18 protein-coding genes and 1 tRNA gene are annotated in these 21,015 nt (G+C 53.1%); 3 read left to right on the top strand and 16 right to left on the bottom strand.

Annotation, left to right across the window (positions count from 1 at the left end):
• Positions 1-556: 556 nt before the first annotated feature.
• Positions 557-937: a winged helix-turn-helix transcriptional regulator gene (locus KTJ90_RS03450; RefSeq protein ID WP_004571237.1), complete on the bottom strand. Its 381-nt coding sequence runs from the start codon at positions 935-937 to the stop codon at positions 557-559.
• 97 nt (positions 938-1,034) lie between these two features.
• On the opposite strand from KTJ90_RS03450, the gene KTJ90_RS03445 reads away from it, so the two are divergent.
• Together KTJ90_RS03445 and treF are read left to right on the top strand one after the other, a co-directional pair.
• Positions 1,035-1,892, top strand: a complete 858-nt coding sequence (locus KTJ90_RS03445) for an SDR family oxidoreductase (RefSeq protein WP_312545275.1) — start codon at positions 1,035-1,037, stop codon at positions 1,890-1,892.
• A gap of 356 nt (positions 1,893-2,248) precedes the next feature.
• Positions 2,249-3,907, top strand: a complete 1,659-nt coding sequence (gene treF / locus KTJ90_RS03440; protein WP_050540840.1) for an alpha,alpha-trehalase TreF — start codon at positions 2,249-2,251, stop codon at positions 3,905-3,907.
• Positions 3,908-3,979: 72 nt separating this feature from the next.
• Here treF and KTJ90_RS03435 read toward each other — a convergent pair whose 3' ends face one another.
• From KTJ90_RS03435 to KTJ90_RS03415, 5 genes are all read right to left on the bottom strand, one after another.
• Complete coding sequence (locus KTJ90_RS03435) at positions 3,980-4,486, bottom strand: ferritin-like domain-containing protein (RefSeq protein WP_004571240.1); 507 nt, start codon at positions 4,484-4,486, stop codon at positions 3,980-3,982.
• Positions 4,487-4,496: 10 nt separating this feature from the next.
• Positions 4,497-4,979 carry a YciE/YciF ferroxidase family protein gene (locus KTJ90_RS03430; RefSeq protein WP_004571241.1) on the bottom strand — a complete coding sequence of 161 codons (483 nt, stop codon included), beginning with the start codon at positions 4,977-4,979 and terminating at the stop codon, positions 4,497-4,499.
• 503 nt (positions 4,980-5,482) lie between these two features.
• A complete protein-coding gene (locus KTJ90_RS03425) occupies positions 5,483-5,647 on the bottom strand; it encodes a con-10 family general stress protein (protein ID WP_004571242.1) in 165 nt (54 codons plus the stop codon).
• A gap of 745 nt (positions 5,648-6,392) precedes the next feature.
• Complete coding sequence (locus KTJ90_RS03420; RefSeq protein WP_078804952.1) at positions 6,393-7,358, bottom strand: sensor domain-containing diguanylate cyclase; 966 nt, start codon at positions 7,356-7,358, stop codon at positions 6,393-6,395.
• A gap of 472 nt (positions 7,359-7,830) precedes the next feature.
• Positions 7,831-7,906 (bottom strand) — tRNA-Phe (locus KTJ90_RS03415).
• A gap of 223 nt (positions 7,907-8,129) precedes the next feature.
• Here KTJ90_RS03415 and KTJ90_RS03410 point away from each other — a divergent pair.
• The gene (locus tag KTJ90_RS03410) at positions 8,130-9,449 is read left to right on the top strand and encodes a methyl-accepting chemotaxis protein (RefSeq protein WP_003848556.1); all 1,320 of its coding nucleotides are present in this window, start codon (positions 8,130-8,132) and stop codon (positions 9,447-9,449) included.
• 27 nt (positions 9,450-9,476) lie between these two features.
• On the opposite strand, the gene mrdA is transcribed toward KTJ90_RS03410, so the two are convergent.
• The 10 genes from mrdA to prfC all read right to left on the bottom strand — a co-directional run bounded on the left by mrdA (position 9,477) and on the right by prfC (position 20,832).
• Complete coding sequence (gene mrdA, locus KTJ90_RS03405; RefSeq protein WP_008925702.1) at positions 9,477-11,348, bottom strand: penicillin-binding protein 2; 1,872 nt, start codon at positions 11,346-11,348, stop codon at positions 9,477-9,479.
• A 220-nt stretch (positions 11,349-11,568) separates the two neighbouring features.
• Positions 11,569-12,282, bottom strand: a complete 714-nt coding sequence (gene deoD / locus KTJ90_RS03400; RefSeq protein WP_003848553.1) for a purine-nucleoside phosphorylase — start codon at positions 12,280-12,282, stop codon at positions 11,569-11,571.
• 26 nt (positions 12,283-12,308) lie between these two features.
• Positions 12,309-13,532 carry a phosphopentomutase gene (deoB, locus tag KTJ90_RS03395; RefSeq protein ID WP_110411016.1) on the bottom strand — a complete coding sequence of 408 codons (1,224 nt, stop codon included), beginning with the start codon at positions 13,530-13,532 and terminating at the stop codon, positions 12,309-12,311.
• Between the two features lie 95 nt (positions 13,533-13,627).
• On the bottom strand, positions 13,628-14,956 hold the full coding sequence (gene deoA / locus KTJ90_RS03390; RefSeq protein ID WP_078804968.1) for a thymidine phosphorylase: 1,329 nt from the start codon (positions 14,954-14,956) through the stop codon (positions 13,628-13,630).
• A gap of 61 nt (positions 14,957-15,017) precedes the next feature.
• A complete protein-coding gene (gene deoC, locus KTJ90_RS03385) occupies positions 15,018-15,797 on the bottom strand; it encodes a deoxyribose-phosphate aldolase (RefSeq protein ID WP_008925705.1) in 780 nt (259 codons plus the stop codon).
• A 248-nt stretch (positions 15,798-16,045) separates the two neighbouring features.
• Positions 16,046-16,843 (bottom strand): TatD family hydrolase, encoded by a 798-nt coding sequence (locus KTJ90_RS03380; RefSeq protein ID WP_039659343.1) that lies wholly within the window; start codon positions 16,841-16,843, stop codon positions 16,046-16,048.
• Entirely contained in the window at positions 16,840-17,892 is a 1,053-nt protein-coding gene (locus KTJ90_RS03375) for a patatin-like phospholipase family protein (protein WP_008925707.1), read from the bottom strand. The genes KTJ90_RS03380 and KTJ90_RS03375 overlap by 4 nt, the downstream gene beginning before the upstream one ends.
• Positions 17,893-18,111: 219 nt before the next feature.
• Entirely contained in the window at positions 18,112-18,273 is a 162-nt protein-coding gene (locus tag KTJ90_RS03370) for a DUF1328 domain-containing protein (RefSeq protein WP_003848537.1), read from the bottom strand.
• A 99-nt stretch (positions 18,274-18,372) separates the two neighbouring features.
• A complete protein-coding gene (gene osmY, locus KTJ90_RS03365) occupies positions 18,373-18,987 on the bottom strand; it encodes a molecular chaperone OsmY (protein ID WP_003848532.1) in 615 nt (204 codons plus the stop codon).
• A gap of 258 nt (positions 18,988-19,245) precedes the next feature.
• Positions 19,246-20,832, bottom strand: a complete 1,587-nt coding sequence (gene prfC / locus KTJ90_RS03360; RefSeq protein WP_008925708.1) for a peptide chain release factor 3 — start codon at positions 20,830-20,832, stop codon at positions 19,246-19,248.
• Positions 20,833-21,015: the final 183 nt, after the last annotated feature.

The following is a 21,015-nucleotide window of genomic DNA, read 5'->3' as shown; positions in this document are numbered from 1 at the left end:
TTAATCAGAGGGTGCTTATGTGTCGTTAATGTTACGTATTTTCTCACTTTAAAAGTCGAACGCGCGAAAGCAATGCCTGCACGTAAACTATCGTCAACGGCCTGTTTTCAGGCACTTTTTTGCTATAAAAATCGGAGTTATTTAAGGTTATAAGTGAGAAGCAAAGATCTAAATACCATTATATTTTAAGAGGTTAAACCCTTAAACCCACATCTCTGCCGTTTTGTTTTCTTTTTTGTTTAATGCTTACTAATCCTGAGGTGAGTATGGATAAAATAAAGTAGAAAACACGAAGTTAAACACACATTAAGATGTTAAATAAATGAGTCAAAAAACGCCTCACTATTAACAGCGCTCAACACACTCTCCTATATTGCGACCCGAAGATTGATAAAACGACTTAATAATCAGCAACAGGACGAAAAGCCTGAAGGATCTATTTCCATTGCTATCGCATGGCTGCGGCATCAGAGAGGCAGTAAACAAAAGTGGGCTCAGAAATTTTCAGGTAAAAATATCGATGCCGTCACATTCTGACGGCTGAGACGGGGTAGCTTTACTCTGCTGCAGATTTTTCGCGCTGCGCCAGAATCCGGCCCAGGTTTAGTTCCAGCCAGTCTGCCAGGCCCACAACCTGCTCACCGACTTCACGTCCAAGCGGGGTCAGGCGATATTCCACGTGCGGAGGCACCACATCGTAAGCAATTCGCTGCACGAAGCCATCTTCTTCCAGGTAACGCAGATTCTGAGCCAGCATTCGCTCACTGACGCCCCCGACCGTGCGGCGCAATTCACTGAAGCGCAGCGTTTGATCCTGAAGGGCCAGCAGAATCAATACACTCCAGCGACTGGTCACGCGTTTCAGCACATCACGCGACGGACAATTAACGTTAAGTAATTCACCGCGACTAAATTTTTCACTCAATTTATCAGACATTTAATCAGCACACCTTAACTAACATTTCTGTAAGTACTTACTAAAAATTAGTTTATATCTTAGTCTGGATTTCAACAACAGCCACAGGAGTCATAGCATGATTGCAATAACAGGTGCCACCGGCCAGCTGGGCCGTTTCGTTATCGAAGCTTTACTGAAAAAAGTGCCGGCAGAAGAGATCGTCGCTGCTGTCCGTACACCCGCCAAAGCGGCCGATCTTGCGGCGCAGGGCATCACGGTCCGACAGGCCGACTACAGTCAGCCAGAAACGCTCAGGGCCGCTTTTGCAGGCGTCGATAAACTGCTACTCATCTCCGGCAGTGAGGTGGGTCAGCGTGAAGCGCAGCATAAAGCCGTTATTGAAGCGGCACAGGCGGCGGGCGTAGGCTTCATCGCCTATACCAGCCTGCTGCATGCGGACACCTCACCACTGGGCTTAGGCGTTGAACATCGCGCCACAGAAGCGCTGCTGAAAGCCTCCGGCATCCCCTTCGCCCTGCTGCGTAATGGCTGGTACACCGAAAACTATGCCGCCAGCATTCCACCTGCGCTGGCACATCATGCATTTATCGGCGCGGCGGGTGAAGGTCGCATCGCGTCTGCAGCCCGTCAGGATTACGCTGAAGCGGCGGCTGAAGTCATGTCCCGTGAGGATCAGGCGGGCAAAGTGTATGAACTGGCAGGCGACGACAGCTACACGCTGGCGCAGTTTGCTGCAGAGATTGCCGCGCAGAGTGGTGAGAAGGTTGATTACGTCAATCTGTCTCAGGCTGATTTTGCCGCCGCGCTTAAGGGTGCTGGCCTGCCAGAGAGTCTGGCGGAGATGCTGGCAGACTCGGATGCCGGTGCAGAGAAAGGCGGTTTGTACAATGACTCCCGCCAGCTGAGCAAACTGATTGGTCGCCCGACCACGCCCTGGCAGACAGTCGTTCGCGCGGCGCTGGCGAACACCTGATTCTGCTGTCAACGAGCGGGCAACCAGGCCCGCTTAGTTCCCTGCTCCTTTCTGCGCGGCGTTCCGTTACGTATGCCATTTTCTGCACCCTTTTCGGCCCGGCTATCTTTTACAAAATGTGAATAAACGCCAGTTTTCTTCAGTTTGAATTTTTTTATCCATTCCGTTAAGAGATTCATCTGAAATGTATTTTTTGTGAACACTGCTATATTTGGTTGAATTGTCTGGGATTTATCAAAAAACCTCGATTAATAGACAATTTTTATTACGTTCATAGATATTCTGCATTGTTGTTCCGCTGAAGGAGAGGTCTATAATTTGTCTTTTGTGCAACCACGACCGCTCAGGAGGCCGTTATTAATACCCATCGCCAGCAACAAAATGCACTTGAAGAGGTTCGTGCCGGGGCGGAAGTTGAGTATCAATACGATCCCCATGAACTGAAACTGGAACGCATGCAGGATTCTGAGCCCGAGCCGGAGTTGATTGAAGGCTTACCGGCTCCGGATGCACTCACCCCTGCCGATCGTTATCTGGAACTGTTTGAACATGTCCAGATGTCGCGGATTTTCGAGGATAGCAAAACCTTCCCCGACTGTTCGCCTAAGTACGATCCGCTGGATGTGCTGATGCGCTATCGTCGACAGAAACGCAGCAGTGATTTCGACCTGTCGCGTTTTGTCGCCGATCATTTTTATCTGCCTGGCGTAAACGAAAGCTTTTATGTCTCTAACCCGGATAAAACCCTCAACGAGCATATTGATGACCTGTGGCCGGTTCTGACCAAAATGCCGCAACAGCATATGCCGCACTCATCACTGCTGCCGTTGCCGAAACCTTATGTCGTGCCAGGAGGACGCTTTGGCGAAACCTATTACTGGGACTCCTACTTCACCATGCTCGGCCTGGCAGAATCAGGCCGCGATGATCTGCTCCGTCACATGGCGGACAACTTTGCCTGGCTGATCGATAACTACGGTCATGTGCCAAACGGCAATCGTACCTACTATCTCAGCCGTTCTCAGCCGCCCGTGTTTGCACTGATGGTAGAGCTGTTCGAAGAAGATGGCGTGCGCGGTGCGAAACGCTATCAGGAACAGCTGATGAAGGAGTACCAGTTCTGGATGGATGGCGCGGGCTCACTGATGCCGAACCAGGCTTATCGTCACGTAGTGCGGATGCCAAACGGCTCCCTGCTGAACCGCTACTGGGATGATCGTGATACGCCGCGTGATGAGTCGTGGATGGAAGATGTCGAAACCGCCCGCGAATCTAAACGTCCGGCCAGCGAAGTCTATCGTGATCTGCGTGCTGGCGCGGAGTCAGGCTGGGATTACTCCTCTCGCTGGCTGAGAAATCCGAAACGCCTGTCGAGCATCCGTACGACACAGTTTATCCCCATCGATCTGAACGCATTCCTGTACAAGCTGGAGCTGATGATCGCGACCCTGTCGCACGCCAAAGGTGAAGAGCTGACGGCGCTGGCGTGGCAGAAAAAGGCGGAAGCGCGTAAACGTGCGATTACCCGTTATTTGTGGGACAGCACCGCCGGTGTGTTCCGCGACTATGACTGGCGTCGTGAGCGTTTCGGTGCCTTTACCGTAGCTTCAGTGGTTCCGCTGTTTGTGGGCCTGGCGACGCCGCATCAGGCGCATCTGCAGGCGATCTCGTTGCGTCATCTGCTGCTGAGCAACGGCGGTCTGCTGACCTCAATGGTCGAAAGCGGGGAGCAGTGGGATCGGCCTAACGGCTGGGCACCCATGCAGTGGATGGCAATTGTTGGCCTGAATAACTATGGCGAAGAGACGCTGGCAACAGAAGTGGCTGTGAACTGGCTGAATACGGTCAATAACTTCTATCAGTTGCATCACAAGCTGGTAGAGAAATATGACATCAGCGGTGAGCGTGCGCGTCCTGGCGGCGGCGGTGAATATCCGTTACAGGATGGCTTTGGCTGGACTAACGGCGTGACGCGTAAGCTGATGACGATGTATGGACATTTAATGGCTGACTGAACATCACCAGCCTGAAAAGCACTAACGCAAAAAGCCGGGAATCCCCGGCTTTTTCATGCGCGCTATTCAGCACTACTTCTTCGCTTCCACGCCCGGCTGTGACGCACGCTGCAGAAACTGCTGAGTGATCTCTGGCAGGTTCTGCAGCAGCCACTCAGCCATCGCCACTTCCTGGTCACGGATCTCGTTAAGTATGCGTACGCCCTGCGTATCACCTACCTGCTCTGCCGCGGCAATCAGGCTGGTGTAGCTGGCGATCTCAGCATTCTCGAAGACATAACCACTGATAGCGCCCTTCACGACTTCATCCGAGTTGAACATACCGCCAACAGCCTGACCGGCCGCCGCCATTTTGCCCATCGCATCTTTCATCACAGAGTGATCGATACCGTGAGTGTCGAGCAGCTGCTCCAGCAGTGTCAGCTGATGTTTAGTCTCTTCCAGATGCTGCGCCAGACGCTGTTCCAGCGCCGGATAGTGCTCAAGACGGCCAGCCATCTTGCTCAGCATACTTTCAGCCTGCTTTTCCATGGCATGCGCATCGCGCAGCCAGTCATGATAATGTTCTATCGCAGTCATGTATTACTCCTTAAGAGACGGTAATAGACTCGGCTACCTGGGTGAGTTTCTCATCCGTTTGCTTCTCTTCGTTCAGAGTAGCTTCCAGTAGCTCTGCCGCTTTGGTGTAACCCAGCTTCAGTGCCAGCGCATGCAGAGTGCCGTAGGTCGCGATCTCATAGTGCTCAACTTTCTGTGCAGCACCAATCAGCCCCTGATCGCGAATCTCACCTTTTTCAACCGAGTCGATAATTTCCTGTGCTTCTTCAACCAGACCTTCAAGCGCATGACATTTCATTCTTTTAATTTTGACTTCAGGTGTCACTTCCACCAGCTCGTCGAGTCGTTCAATCTGCGCACGGGTCTCTTCCAGATGCTGATTAAACGCAGCGATAAGATTTTCGTCACTGGCTGCACGCGCCATTTTAGGTAATGCACGGGTTATCTGTTTCTCAGCGCTGTAAACATCGGATAGGTCATGGATGAACAGGTCGTTTAACGTTTTCACTGTCATAAGATAGCCTCATTGTTTAAAACGCTGCGTCGGTAATAACGCAACGCCAGTCATATCGTTGACACCTGAAAAGTCTAGTGGAGATTTTTAATATCGCACGCTGCGTCAGTATGAATTTAAGACAAAAGTGGCATGTGAAATGCATTTTCCTTTTTACAGCAGACATTTAGCAGGGGAATGTTTTTATGTTTGCGGCTTCGCTAGCTGCATCGTAATTTGTACAAAGTAATAAAACACTGTATACATTTTTTCAGATTAACTGCATAAAAAAAGAACCAGTCAAAACTTAGTTGTACACGGTTTTATTAAATCGTATAGCTTTAACCTATCGGAAATAAAAAACCGGAAGAGTAAACTCTTCCGGTTCAATTAACAGCTCCCGCTATTGCCAATGATGGAGCAATGACATAATTCAGGGAGTAATTATCTTCGCGAGGAACTAAACAGATTCAAAATGCCCGGCTAACAGAGTAACCCTGCCGTCACAGCAGTGTTAAAGACTTTCAGCTCCGGCGGCTAACCTTACCTCCTTTGCGCCCCGCTTCAATGGCACGTTCAGGATCGTTCTTAAAGTTACCGCCGCTTTTCTGGCCTCCTTTGCGTCCTGCTTCAGCAGCACGCTCTTTGTCGGCCGCAAAATTCCCGGCCCCACCGCGATATTGAGTCATATGCGTCCTCTTTGAATATTAAAAATTGGAATTTGCACAGTTAACACTTCATCAGGCCGATTCAGCAACATAAATGTAGTCAGAAAAACGGACCAATCAAGTGAGATAAATAAAAAACCCGTCACAGTTCTGGTTTATTGCTCGTAATACCCTCAACCGGATTGATAGCGGATTTCAACCAATGCTCCTTTCTATTGATAAAAGAGCCGCGGCATGAAAAAGCTTTATAACTAAAATCGCCGCGCCCTATTAATCGATCATTTTCAAAAAATGTCCAATTGAAAAAAATATAAGCGAAGCGGTAAGTGGATAGTTTAATCAATATCAGGTAGTGAATATGATCAACAAACGATCAATTTCACTAAGCGAAGCGATAAATAGGATTTTAACTTCCCCTTCTTATCGTTGTAAATAAGCGAAGCGTAAACCTTGATCACGATAGCTGAAAACAGCCGAAATTGATCATTAAATGATCAATTATCCTGATTTGAATAAATTTTTTAATTTGAAAGAGACTCGGATTTAAGTCGGATATTGCACTTTAACCGAAGCGGTAAGACTTACATATTCTGGCAGTGAAATTGAATTTTCAGAATAGTACTAAAAGTGATTTTTGCAGCGATACGCGGAAATTGCACACGCAGGCGCAAAACAAAGTACAAAATGTTGTGGGTGAGAGTAGGCAGTAACTGAAGATAAAGTCTTTCAACAGGAGCTGGCAAAGCCTATGCCGGGTTAATCGGAGTCAGAGTGGATCCGGGAAAGCGTGATCAAACGCCACGCCGCGCTTGCCGTTTTTCTTAATGCGGTACATCGCTTCATCAGCGCGCGCAAGGGCAGTATCAAAATCATCTCTTCCCTGTACCTGTGACACCCCGACAGAAGCCCCTATCAGGGCGTGACCATTTGCCATATCAAATGGGGCAAGCACGGCGTCAAGGCAGGCATGGGCCAGTTGTCTGACCTGCGGATGGTCAATCGCAAACGGCAATAACAGTACGAACTCATCACCGCCGAGCCGGCCAATCATCACTTCTGCTGGCGCGAGTTCGGTAAACCGATGGCTTAGCTGGATCAGCACTTCATCACCGCTGCGATGACCCAGGGTGTCGTTGACGTGTTTGAAGTTATCCAGATCGATAAAGATGACACAGAGTGGCCCCTGTGCTTTCAGCTCACAGAAATAGTTCTGCAAAGCATGGCGATTGTTAAGCATCGTCAGGGGATCGTGAAGCGCCAGCAGGGCAAGCTGCTCTTCATATTGCTTCTCTTTGGTCATGTCGATATGCGTGCCAATGACTTTGACAGGCTCGCCATGGGCATTCCACTCACTGACCCGCCCCCGATCCAGCACCCACGTAATACTGCCGTTTTTGGCAATCATGCGGTGAAGTGCTTCGTAGTAAGGCGCTTTCCCGGCGATGTGATCGTTAAAGGCTTGCAAAACCTCATCGGCATCCTCGGGATGCAGACTCTCCTTCCAGGATTCGAAATTGGCGTCGGTCTCTTTCGGCTGGAACCCGAGCATCGCTCCCCAGCGCCGGTTGAAGATCACCAGCTTGCCACTGGGAATATCAAGCTGCCACAGGAACAGTCCGGTACCATCGAGCGCCGCGTTAAGCTTTGTACGGGCGTCATGCGCTATACGCTTCAGACGCGCATTATGCTTTTTCAGGTTCTGTATCTGCAGACGCAGCGCTTCTTCTGACATGACCGTGACGGAGCTGGAAAAAGGGCTATTGTGCCTGTCAGGTTGATTCTGTAAAGGGTGCCTTATAAAACACGATTAGCCCCGGTCAATTGCAGGCTGGACAGGATTTCAGGCGGCAACGCTCTTGCAATGCAGCACAGAGCCGGGACAGCAAAGTGATTTCGACGTGAAATCTATTTGTGTTGCTACTGAATTAAGAGCCGGAATGGGCGGTTAGAGACCAAATTCGGATTGTTCGGGAAGGTATGGAGTCAGGTGGACCGGATTAGTGTTACAAACGCAAAAACCCGCCAGAGGCGGGTTCTTTAAAGATGGTGCCCGAACCCGGACAAAAATGCCGGGAGCATTTTTGCATCGCGTGCCAGCGCGACCCGGAGGGCGAGCCACAGGAACGTGGCGAGTGAATCGAACCTTCGATAACGGGTTCGCTCTATAAACGCAAAAACCCGCCAGAGGCGGGTTCTTTGAATTTTGGTGCCCGAACCCGGAATCGAACCAGGGACACGGGGATTTTCAATCCCCTGCTCTACCGACTGAGCTATTCGGGCAACGGGGCGCATTAAACCAAAGCGGCCCGGCAGCGTCAAACGCTTTTCGCCGAAACTCACTCGATTGACCGCTTTTCCATCAACTCAATGACTGGTTTTGAGCCGCCGCAAAAACCTCACGGCAAGCCGTATAAATTTCACTCAGCGGAGCGAGTTAAGGCTGCATTGTGCCGCGATTTTGCCGATATAGGATGCGAGACCAACACTAATAATAAGGATCGCTATGTTTTCCACCATTACATCAGGCATCGCTTCGCGCCATAGCTGGCAGAAGCGCTCACACTCAGTTGCCACGCTGAGCTCTCTCAACGGCTCCATCGCCATGATTGAGTTCTCTCCCGATGGCACCATTCTCAGCGCCAACGCGCTGTTTCTGGCGCGCATGGGCTACACGCTGGCTGAGATTGAAGGCCAGCACCACAGCCTGTTTTGCACTCCGGAACAGCTGCAGTCGCGGGAGTATCAGGATTTCTGGCTGCGACTGAACCGGGGCGAAAGCTTCAGCAATAAGTTTCTGCGTATGGCAAAAAACAGCCGCCCAATCTGGCTGGAAGCCAATTATGTGCCGGTACAGAACCGTCATGGCCGGGTGATCAAAATCGTCAAACTGGCGACCGACATCACCGGTCATATTAACGATGCGCATGAGCAGCGCGCCATCACCACCGCCATTGAACGGTCAATGGCAGTCATCGCCTTTAACCTTAAAGGTGAAGTGCTGAAAGCCAATGACAACTTCCTGAAAACCATGGGATACCGTCGTGAAGAGGTGGAAGGCATTCATCACAGTCGCTTCTGTTCGCAGGCCCTGCGTGAGAGCCGCGAATACAGTGAATTCTGGCAGCAGCTGAACCGGGGAGAATTTGTCTCGGGTCAGTTTCCCCGCGTGAATAAACGCGGTGAAACGGTCTGGTTGCGTGCCACCTACAATCCGGTATTTGACGAACAGGGCAGGCTCTACAAGATCGTTAAATTCGCCACCGATGTCACCGCACAGGTGGAAAAAAACCAGCAGGAGCATGACGCGGCACAGCGGGCTTATCACACTGCGCTGCAAACCGATCACAGCACAAAGCTGGGGGCTGATGTTATCGCCAGCAGTGTGCAGACCATGAACGCCCTGGCCGGTGAACTGCAGGGGATCTCGGGTGACATCACTGGCCTGAGTGAATCCTCCGATCGTATCGGCGCGATTGTGGAAGGTATCCGCCGGATAGCCGATCAGACTAACCTGCTGGCGCTGAATGCCGCAATCGAAGCCGCGCGTGCCGGAGCTCATGGCCGCAGCTTTGCGGTGGTCGCTAACGAAGTCCGCACGCTGGCGGCGAACATCAATCGCGCCACCAGCGACATTGAAAATCGGGTACAGCAAAACCACCTGCTGGCGAACCGGGCGCTGAAAGGGATTGAATCGAACCTGAAACGCGCTGATCAAGGCGTGCAGCTGGCCCAGGAGGCGGGCGGCGTGATTGCGGAAATCCGTGAAGGCGCAACCGACGTCGTGCGCGCCATCAGTCAGGTGACTAAAACACTTAAAGCCTGACACGTTGAGGGGGCAATCGCCCCCTTTTTACGGTGCAGGCTGAGCAGGTGCTTCGGGTGCTGAAGGAATAAAGATGTGATCCAGAATCGCCCGCATTACGGGTGCCGCAACAATCCCTTCATTACCGCCATTCTCCAGAATCAACGCCACCGCCACTTTCGGGTCATTAAACGGCGCAAAAGCGGTGTAGAAGATATGGTCACGCAGCCGCACCGGGATCATCTTCGCGTTATAAGTCTGGTTCTGGCGCAGGCTGAACACCTGCGATGTTCCACTCTTCGCGGCGATGCCATAAGGTGCCGTGTGGAAATATTTATAACCTGTGCCATTTGGCGCGTTAGCCATGCCAAACATCGCGTGTCGAACCAGCGACCAGTAGGGTGAATGCGGATCGCCAATCTGCGCCTCGCGCTGCGCGGGATGGTAGTTCTCAACCAGCGTGCCGCGCTGGGTTTTTTCCAGCAGATGCGGTGCAATGACCCGACCATTATTAATCAGCGCCACCATCGCCTTCACCATCTGAATCGGCGTCGCAACCCAGTAGCCCTGCCCGATACCCACAGACACTGTATCGCCCTGATACCAGGTCTTTTTATGGACCTTCTGCTTCCATTCACGGCTCGGCAGTAAGCCGCTGTACTCTTCATTGAGGTCGATGCCGGTCGACTTGCCATAGCCAAACTGGCTCAGCATGGTGTGAATCCGGTCGATGCCCATCATGAATGCCACCTGATAGAAGAAGGTATCGGCAGACTCTTCAATCGCCCGGGTGACATCCAGCATGCCGTGCCCGCTCTTTTTCCAGTCGCGATAGTGCCGATCCGTGCCTGGCAGCGTCCAGGTCGGCGCGCCAAAGAACTGCGTTTGTGGCGTAATAACATGGGTCAGCAGCGCCGACATCGCCATATAGGGTTTCACCGTGGAGGCAGGCGGATAAAGGCCCTGCGTGACGCGGTTAATCAGCGGCAGGTCTTTATCCTGCAGCAGCTTTTTGTAGGCCTGATAGCTGATGCCTTTTACAAAGGGGTTGGGGTCGTAACTGGGGCTGGAAACCATCGCCAGCACTGAGCCGTCGTGCGGATCTTCAACCAGCAGCGCCGCACGCTGTCCCGCCAGCAGACTCTCTATATATTGTTGCAGATGCAGGTCCAGCGTCAGCGTCAGGTTTTTACCCGCCACTGGCGGCACCTCTTTCAGCACCCGCACAATGCGGCCGTGGTTATCCACCTCCACTTCCTGATAACCCGGCTTGCCGTGCAGCAGCGATTCGTAATAGCCCTCAATCCCCTGCTTACCAATATTGTGGTCAGCGGCATAGTTTTCGGCGATGCCTTCTGCGTTCAGCCGTTTGTAGTCGCTGTCGTTGATTTTCGACACATAACCGAGCACGTGTGCCAGATCGGCGCCATAGGGATACTGGCGATCCTGATAGGTTTCCAGACTGGCACCGGTAAAGCGAAACTGATTAACTGCAAAGCGCGCGACCTGCTCTTCATTCAGCTCCTCTTTCAGCACCACCGGCTTGTAACGACTGGTCTGTTTCAGGGCACGGCGGAACGTATCAATCTCATCGGGCGTCAGATTAATTAAAGGTGTCAGCGCCCGCAGTGTGGCGTCCATATCGGTGATTTTGTATGGGGTCAGCGTAATGGCGTACCAGCTGACGTTGCGCACCAGCGGAATACCGTTGCGGTCATAAATCAGCCCACGCGTCGGGGCGATGGGGATCATCTTGATGTCGTTCTGGTTGGATCGCGTCTGGTAGTAGCTATGATCGCGCACCTGCAGGCGATAAAGGTTTACGCCAAGAATGGTGAAACAGATACAGACCAGAGCAAAGGCTATTGCGGCACGACGGGCAAACAGCTTCTCTTCAGCATCAAAGTTACGAAAGTTCATCAGGAGGCATATCAGGCGATTAATTTTTATCTGTTATTGCGCACTATGATAAGGCCCGGATGCAGAGGTGCCAGCGCGAAGATGCACAAGCCTCAGCAAAAGTGTGTCATTTGATGTGAATGTTACCGGGACGGCGAGGCGGGAAAATCAGATCCTCCCGCAAAGGAGGATCTGAACAGGGGATCGGATAGCGGGCGGGAACGATTACCCGCCGCGCGGATTAATCACCCAGCAGGACAGACTCCAGCGCAATCTTAATCATGTCGTTGAAGGTGGTCTGACGCTCAGCAGCAGTGGTCTGCTCGCCGGAACGGATGTGGTCGGATACAGTACAGATGGTCAGCGCTTTTGCACCGAACTCAGCGGCCACACCATAGATACCTGCAGCTTCCATCTCTACGCCGAGGATGCCATATTTTTCCATCACGTCGAACATCTGCGGATCCGGGGTGTAGAAGAGATCGGCAGAGAAGATGTTACCCACGCGCGCTTCAACGCCCAGGTTTTTCGCCGCATCAACCGCGTTACGCACCATGTCGAAGTCAGCAATCGCAGCGAAGTCGTGATCTTTAAAACGCATACGGTTTACTTTGGAATCGGTGCAGGCACCCATACCAATCACGATATCACGCAGTTTTACGTCGGCACGTACGGCACCACAGGAGCCCACACGGATGATCTTTTTAACGCCGAAGTCCGTGATCAGCTCTTTGGTGTAGATGGAACAGGAAGGGATACCCATTCCGTGACCCATTACAGAGACTTTGCGGCCTTTGTAGGTGCCGGTGTAGCCCAGCATGCCGCGCACGTTGTTCACTTCAACCGCGTTTTCCAGGAAGGTCTCTGCGATGTGTTTTGCACGCAGCGGATCGCCAGGCATCAGTACGACGTCAGCGAAATCGCCCATTTCAGCATTAATATGTGGGGTTGCCATTGTTTAATCCTTATTAAAGTGCTGATTTACAGCATGTTCTTGCCATAGTCCATCTCGGACAGGCCAAAGTAGTGTGCAATTGTCTGACCAATATCGGCGAACGTTTCACGGTATCCCAGTGAACCCGGCTCCACTTTCGGTCCGTAGATCAGAATCGGAATGTGCTCACGCGTGTGTTCGGTGCCATGCCAGGTCGGGTCACAGCCATGGTCAGCCGTCAGTATCAGAATGTCATCTTCGCCAACCAGCGCCATCAGCTCAGGCAGACGGCGGTCAAACAGCTCCAGACCACCCGCATAACCGGCTACATCGCGACGATGTCCCCAGGTTGAGTCGAAATCAACAAAGTTGGTGAAGACTATCGACTGATCCGGCGCGATTTTCATCTCCTGAATCGTCGCATCAAATAGCGCATCCAGACCGGTCGCTTTGACCTTTTTGGTGATGCCCTGCTCGGCATAGATATCCGCGATTTTACCCACGGAGATCACATGGCCGCCCTTCTCGTCCACCAGCTTTTTCAGCATAGTGGCAGATGGCGGCTCGACGGCCAGGTCGTGACGGTTGCCGGTACGCTCGAACTGACCCGCTTTGTCACCCACAAACGGACGGGCGATAACGCGGCCAATGTTGTAGCCACCTTCAGTCAGCTCTTCACGGGCAATTTCGCACAGCGCATAGAGACGATCCAGACCAAAGGTCTCTTCGTGACAGGCGATCTGGAACACCGAGTCGGCAGAAGTATAGAAAATCGGCTTGCCGGTTTTCATGTGCTCTTCGCCCAGCTGGTCGAGAATCACTGTACCGGAAGAGTGGCAGTTACCGAGATAGCCCGGCAGGTCTGCACGCTCAACCAGCTTGTCCAGCAGTTCCTGCGGGAAGCTGTTCTCTTTGTCGCTGAAGTAGCCCCAGTCAAACAGCACCGGCACGCCAGCGATCTCCCAGTGGCCTGACGGTGTATCTTTACCTGACGAAAGCTCGCTGGCGTACGCGTACGCGCCAGTGATCTTCGCTTCAGGATCCAGGCCTGGCGGGAAGCGGCCGGTAGAGAGCTCTGCGGCTTTGCCCAGACCCAGCGCGGTGAGATTAGGCAGATGCAATGGACCTTTACGCCCCTTGTCTGCTTCACCGTTAAAACAGGCTTCGGCGATATGACCTAAGGTATCTGAACCCACGTCACCGAATTTATCGGCATCTTTACTGGAGCCAATTCCAAAGGAATCGAGCACCATAATAAAAGCACGTTTCATGCAAGTCTCCTGCGCTATGGCGCGTGACAAGTCAAAAAAAAGCGATCAGATCAGTATACCCGAATGCATCACGGCTGGCACCGGTTACTGGTCAGTTAGCTGATATCGCTCACACGGCGATAGACAACCGGCGTCTCAGCTGGCGCGGAATCCCCGAGTACCAGTGCGGCTTTAACCGCAGCGGCAGCCTGCTGCCATTTGTCTTCGCTGCTGGCGTGAATCATCGCCAGCGGACGCTGTGCATCGGCACGCTCGCCCAGGGTGATCATCTCACTGAAGCCAACGCTGTAATCGATACTGTCGCTGGCACGCTGACGTCCGCCGCCCATCGCCACAACCGCAAGGCCCAGCGCACGGGTATCCATGCTGCTGACGATGCCTGGCTGGTCGGCGTAGACCGGTTTACTCAGCATCGCCTGGGGCAGATAGGTGTCGTAGCGTTCAATGAAATCAGCCGGTCCCTGCTGGGCAGCCACCATGCGACCAAACACCTCGGCGGCTTTGCCGTTATCCAGCACCGTCATCAGCTTCTGACGTGCTTCGGCATCGCTGGCAGCCAGTTTGCCGGAGATCAGCATTTCGCTGCAGAGCGCCAGCGTCACTTCCAGCAGGCGCGGATTGCGCTGTTCGCCGGTGAGGAAGCGAACCGCTTCACGCACTTCAAGTGCGTTACCGGCTGAAGAAGCGAGAACCTGGTTCATGTCTGTCAGCAGCGCGGTGGTCTGGCAGCCGGCACCATTGGCGACGCCCACAATCGACTGCGCCAGACTCTCTGATGCTTCATAGGTGGGCATAAACGCGCCGGAACCCACTTTGACATCCATCACCAGCGCATCCAGCCCTTCTGCCAGCTTCTTCGCCAGAATCGAAGCGGTGATCAGCGGAATGGAATCGACGGTAGCGGTGATGTCACGCGTGGCGTAGAAGCGCTTATCCGCCGGTGCCAGCGAGCTGGTCTGGCCGATAATCGCCACACCAACCTGCTTAATAATTTCGCGGAAGCGGTCATCGCTGGGGAAGATATCGAAGCCCGGAATCGCTTCCAGTTTATCCAGCGTGCCGCCGGTATGGCCGAGGCCGCGACCGGAGATCATCGGCACATATCCGCCGCAGGCGGCAACCATCGGACCTAACATCAGCGACGTTACATCGCCGACACCGCCGGTCGAGTGCTTATCCACCACTGGCCCGTTAAGGTTGAGTGATTTCCAGTTAAGCACCGTACCGGAATCACGCATTGCCATGGTCAGCGCAACCCGTTCTGGCAGCGTCATATCGTGGAAGTAGATGGTCATCGCCAGCGCGGCGATCTGACCTTCCGAGACGGTGTTATCACGCACGCCATTAATGAAGAAGCGAATCTCCTCTTCAGTCAGCGCATGGCCGTCACGTTTTTTGCGAATAATTTCTTGTGGCAGGAACAAGGTAGCCCCCTGGTCAGGGAAAACAGGATGGGGAACAGGCGGTCACCGACCGCCTGAGGGATCAGTAACCCGCTTTGCTGGTGTCGCTGTCGTGACCCAGCGTGTTAAGCAGGCTCGCCAGCAGGCTTGATGCACCAAAGCGGAAATGGCGCGCATCGGCCCAGTCGGCACCCAGCGTATCTTCTGCCATTTGCAGATAGATCGCGGCATCTTCAGCGGTACGTACGCCGCCCGCAGGTTTAAAGCCAACCTGCTTACTGACGCCTTTGTCACGGATCACATTCATCATGATCTGCGCTACTTCTGGCGTAGCGTTAACCGGTACTTTACCGGTAGAGGTTTTGATGAAATCAGCACCCGCATCAATGGCAATTTCGGAGGCCTGACGGATCAGCGATTCCTGTTTCAGCTCACCGGTTTCGATGATCACTTTCAGCAGCACGTCCGCTTCAGCACAAGCGGTTTTACAGGCTTTCACCAGATCGAAACCGACCTGACTGTTACCGGCGATCAGTGCGCGGTACGGGAACACCACGTCCACTTCATCGGCACCGTAAGCGATAGCGGCGCGGGTTTCGGCCAGTGCAATGTCGATGTCGTCATTGCCGTGTGGGAAGTTGGTCACCGTGGCGATGCGGATCTCCGGGGTGCCCTGCTCGCGCAGCGTTTTACGCGCGATCGGAATAAAGCGCGGATAGATACAGATTGCCGCAGTGTTGCCTGCCGGGGATTTAGCCTGATGACACAGGGCGATCACTTTTGCATCGGTGTCGTCGTCATTCAGGGTGGTCAAATCCATCAGTTTCAGGGCGCGCAGGGCAAGGTGTTTGATATCGGTCATGAGGCTCTCCAAAGGATTGGGGTGCAACCCACCGGCTTGCCGGCGGAATGTTATAATAATAACACTCTGAAGCGGCCTGATATGTGCCAGCAGTCACATTGGAATAAGAAAATGGTGCAATCCTGCCACATGAAACGTGACTGAAATCGCAAATTACACTACCTGAGGACGATTATACGCCAGCAGGTGCAATGTTACTATTATCACATTTTAGCGCAAGGGGTAGCGTTCAGGCGAAAGGCGGACAGTCAGTTACGCAGCGCCGGGAAAGCGGGATCGAGCTGAAACAGCTGCTGGCTGTTGTGCCACAGCGCATCGGCAATCTCTTCAGGTGACTCATTCCGCAGGCTGCAGAGCACTTGCCACACCTGACGCGCCCGTTCCGGACGGTTTGGCTGGCCCTGGAAACCCTGCAGCGGCATATCGGGTGCATCGGTTTCCAGCAAAAGCGAAGAGAGCGGCAGTTGCGCCACGGTCTGACGGGTCTTGCTGGCGCGTTCATAGGTAATGGTTCCGCCAACGCCAATCGCATAACCCAGCTTAATAAAGGCCTGCGCCTGTTGCAGGCTGCCAGCGAAACCGTGCACCACGCCACGGCGTGGCAGATCGTGACGACGCAGAATCTGTGCCAGCTTGTCATGGGTCCGGCGCGAATGCAGGATCACCGGCAACGCATAACGCTTTGCCAGCTTAAGCTGTGATTCAAGAAAGCGCTGCTGCTTATCAAACTGCGGATCGTCGCGATAGAGATCCAGCCCGATCTCACCGATCGCCACCAGTTTACGCGGCCGCTGTTGCAGTAAGGTTTCCAGCTGATCGAGATGGGCGTTCTGATGATGTTCGATGACAATCGGATGCAGGCCCAGCGCCGCGTACAGCGGCGGATGTGCTGCGGCCAGCGCACAGACCCGTTCAAAACGGCTGGCATCAATCGCCGGGATGATGATCTTCTCCACGCCCGCCTCAGCGGCGCGCGCCAGACTGGCGGCGATATCCCCTTCGAACGGTGGAAAGTCGAAGTGACAGTGCGTGTCGATAAACCTCATGCCAGCGATCCTTTGTCGTAATCCGCATCATTGTCCGCCAGCGGAGGTGTGATGATCAACCGGGTATCGGGCGCATTGGCGACCGGCGCAGGCGGCGTAACGACCCGCGCTGAGACCATCGGTTCTGCATCACTCAGCCACTGGCCCAGCGTAGCGAGGAAATAGCGACCACAGCGCCGTCCCAGATGGTAATCCTGATTCAGTGCCGCGATGCTGCTGCCCAGCGCACTGCTGGCCAGTACGTGGGGCGGGAAAATTTCAATGATGCGTAAATCATCGGGGGGATTCTCAATAAACTGCTGAATTTCCCGATAGCTCTGCTCATGCTTATTCAGGACGTTAATCATCGGCTGCAGCGCGCCGGTGCTGAGCCAGCGCTCCATGCGCTTAAACCATTTCGGGGTATAGAACATCTGCGACGGCACGGTGCGGATCACCACAATCGTATCGGCCCCGCGTCGGGCGGCTTCACGCACCGGAATGGCATCGCTGATGCCGCCATCGTGATAACTGATCCCTTCCAGATTGACGCCCAGCCGGTAAAAACCGGGAATGGCACTGGAGGCTTTAATCAGATCCAGCCAGTTATCCGCCGTGGGATTAAAATAACCGGGCGTATAGTCATCGCTGCGGCAGGCGCACATATAGAACTCACGGCCGCTGGAGAACAACGGTTCCGCACTGCTCATCGCCAGCGGGAATTCACTGCGGGTGATATCGATCAGCCAGTCGAGATCGATCAGATTGCCCCCACGCACAAAGCGCAGCGGATCAAAAAAGAGTTTACTGGTTGTGTATCGGGTAATGACACGACGGGCATAGCCATGCTGGCCACAGACAAACGCTGAGAGATTTTGCGCACCGGCAGAGGTACCGAGCATCAGATGAAAGGGATTAAATCGGGCGCGCTGGAATTCGTCTAAAACGCCTGCGGTGAAAATGCCGCGCTGACCGCCGCCTTCACACACCAACGCAATTTTCTGAGATTTAAAGGGTGTCAGGGCCAGAGGTTCAATGGCGCCGAGTGTAACAGGAATGCGTATACCCACTGTGCGAACCTCAAAAAGGGCTCCGGGTATGCTGGAGGATCGATCCGTTTATGACGGCAGCATGCCGGAGAACCAGTCAACTATTCCTTTAACCGGCAGGCCAGCGGTGCTGGCTTACCTTGCAGCGATGTGAAAGTGTCCCTCTCTTCACGTCAGTCGCTACAGATGACTGGTCTCCGCTCTATGCTTTGCGTTGCATTAGACTGCAGAACTCATCGGCTAAAGCTTTTTACGGCCGGTAAACAGGCTGATGAGGAACAGGATAATACCAACGACGAAGACAACTTTAGCTGCCCATGCTGCTGTGCCCGCTAAACCGCCAAAACCTAATGCTGCAGCGATCAGTGCGATCACCAGAAAAATAATGCCCCAACGAAACATAAGCCTCTCCTTACCCTATTTAAAAATCGAACTGCTTAGTTTATCCCCGGATGGGTATCTTTTATTCGTGTGGCCACCTGAGCGGCCACACGTTAGCTATTAAGATTTAACCGTCAGGTCATTCTTAACGCTTTTCACGCCTTCAATGGCTTTAGCGATGCTTTCTGCACGATCTGACTGTGCCTGATTAGCAACATGCCCTGAAAGCTGAACAACACCGTCGGTAGTCTCAACTTTTACGTTGCGCGACGGAACAATGTCATCTGCTAATAGCTTAGCTTTAATTTCGCTGGTCGTTGCGGCATCACCGGCATAACCTTTCACTGAAGATGATTTGCTGTCTCTGACGTGTAGTTTGTCGCTGACGGATTTAACACCTTCGATTTTCTGCACCACAGCGACCGCTTTTTCAGCCTGGTCCTGTGAGGTGACGAAACCGCTTAAGGTCACGACGCCGCTATGCGTTTTTACCGAGATATCCGTGCTTTTAATTGCGTCGTCATCTACCAGCGCTGCTTTAGCTTTGGCAGTGATGCCGCTGTCATCCATATAACCATCGACTTTTTTCATAGAACTATCGATTTTCGAACCCGCGCTGTCGGCTGTCTGTGACGCTTTCTGCGACATTGATTCGTCAGCCAGTGCGCTGCCGCTGATCAGTGCTGAGCCAATCATGGCGGCCATCAGGGTTTTAGCAATCTTAGTCTTGTTCATCGATATCTTCCTTCTATCAGTTAACTCACCCAAAACTGTGGGCGAAACAGAGGCAACAAAGGCCGCTGCGTAACAGGACGTAAGGACAAGAGAAGTCTCTTCCGCCGTCCGATAGAGTAATCATAGACGGCATTTTGCAATTTGCCTGGCTAACTGGTTGATCACACGTCAAAACAGAAGAAAAACAGGGTTTTTAGGAGGAGTCTGGAAGGGGGAAAACAGGGCCATTCCCAGCTGGAATGGCCCGGAAACAGGCGATTAGTGCTCGCGCGTTTTGCGGAAACGGACGTCAGGATAACGTTCCTGAGTAATATTAAGATTAACCATGGTTGGTGCGATATAAGTCAAATTATCACCGCCATCAAGCGCCAGGTTAACTTCATTCTTACGCTGGAAGTCATCAAACTTTTTAGCATCGTCGCATTCAACCCAGCGCGCCGTTGAGACGTTAATCGCTTCGTAAATGGCTTCAACGTTATATTCGCTTTTCAGACGTGCCACTACCACATCGAACTGCAGTACCCCGACCGCGCCAACAATCAGATCGTTGTTATGCACCGGACGGAACACCTGCACGGCACCCTCTTCCGACAGCTGAACCAGCCCTTTCAGCAGCTGTTTCTGCTTCAGTGGATCGCGCAGACGAATACGACGGAACAGTTCTGGCGCGAAGTTCGGAATACCGGTGAACTTCATGTTCTCACCCTGCGTGAAGGTGTCGCCAATCTGAATCGTGCCGTGGTTGTGCAGACCAATGATATCGCCGGGATAGGCTTCCTCAACGTGTGAACGGTCGCCCGCCATAAAGGTCAGGGCGTCTGAGATCACCACATCTTTGCCGGTACGCACCTGACGCAGCTTCATCCCTTTTTCATATTTACCGGAGACCACACGCATAAAGGCCACACGGTCGCGGTGTTTCGGGTCCATATTGGCCTGGATCTTAAACACGAAGCCGCTGAACTTCTCTTCTTTCGCTTCTACCGTGCGGGTGTCGGTGTCACGCGGCATAGGACGTGGCGCCCACTCAACCAGTCCGTCCAGCATATGGTCAACGCCAAAGTTACCCAGCGCGGTGCCGAAGAAGACAGGTGAGAGTTTGCCGCTCAGGAAAGCTTCCTGCTCAAATTCGTGCGAGGCGCCCTGCACCAGCTCCAGCTCTTCACGCAGCTGTGCGGCCAGCTCTTCACCGACGGCAGTGTCGAGATCCGGATTATCCAGCCCCTTCACGATGCGGACATCCTGAATGGTGTGGCCTTTACCGGTCTGGTAGAGATAGGTCTCATCTTTGTAGAGGTGATAAACCCCTTTGAACAGCTTGCCGCAGCCGATAGGCCAGGTGATCGGTGCGCAGGCAATTTTCAGCTCGCTTTCCACCTCATCCAGCACTTCCATTGGATCGCGGATATCACGGTCAAGTTTGTTCATAAAGGTCAGGATCGGCGTATCGCGCAGACGGGTGACTTCCATCAGCTTACGGGTACGATCCTCGACGCCTTTCGCGGCATCGATCACCATCAGACAGCAGTCAACGGCGGTCAGCGTACGATAGGTATCTTCCGAGAAGTCTTCGTGACCTGGGGTATCCAGCAGGTTTACCAGGCTATCACGGTAAGGGAACTGCATCACCGAGGTGGTAATGGAGATACCACGCTGTTTCTCCATCTCCATCCAGTCCGACTTGGCGTGCTGGTTAGAGCCACGGCCTTTTACGGTACCGGCGGTCTGGATAGCCTGTCCGAACAGCAACACTTTTTCGGTAATGGTGGTTTTACCGGCATCCGGGTGCGAAATGATCGCGAAGGTGCGGCGGCGTGCCACCTCTTCTAAAAAGGGATTAGACATGGAATTCTTCTCAATAGGCAGCGCAACGTACTGGCGCTGCTGATAAATCACGGTGGCCGGCAGAACCTTACCGGCGGGTAAACGGTGCCAAAAACGATCTTTTATCGTTGGCGGGTCAGCGCGACGTTACATTGGCGTGAAGTCCGGTTACCTGGTCAGCTTTAAGGCGGCATAGCATACAAT

This window comes from Pantoea jilinensis, assembly GCF_019104105.1.
GTDB classification, from domain to species: Bacteria; Pseudomonadota; Gammaproteobacteria; order Enterobacterales; family Enterobacteriaceae; genus Pantoea; species Pantoea eucalypti.
The sequence above is the reverse complement of the archived record's forward strand: the minus strand, read 5'-3'. Positions and strand labels throughout refer to the sequence as shown.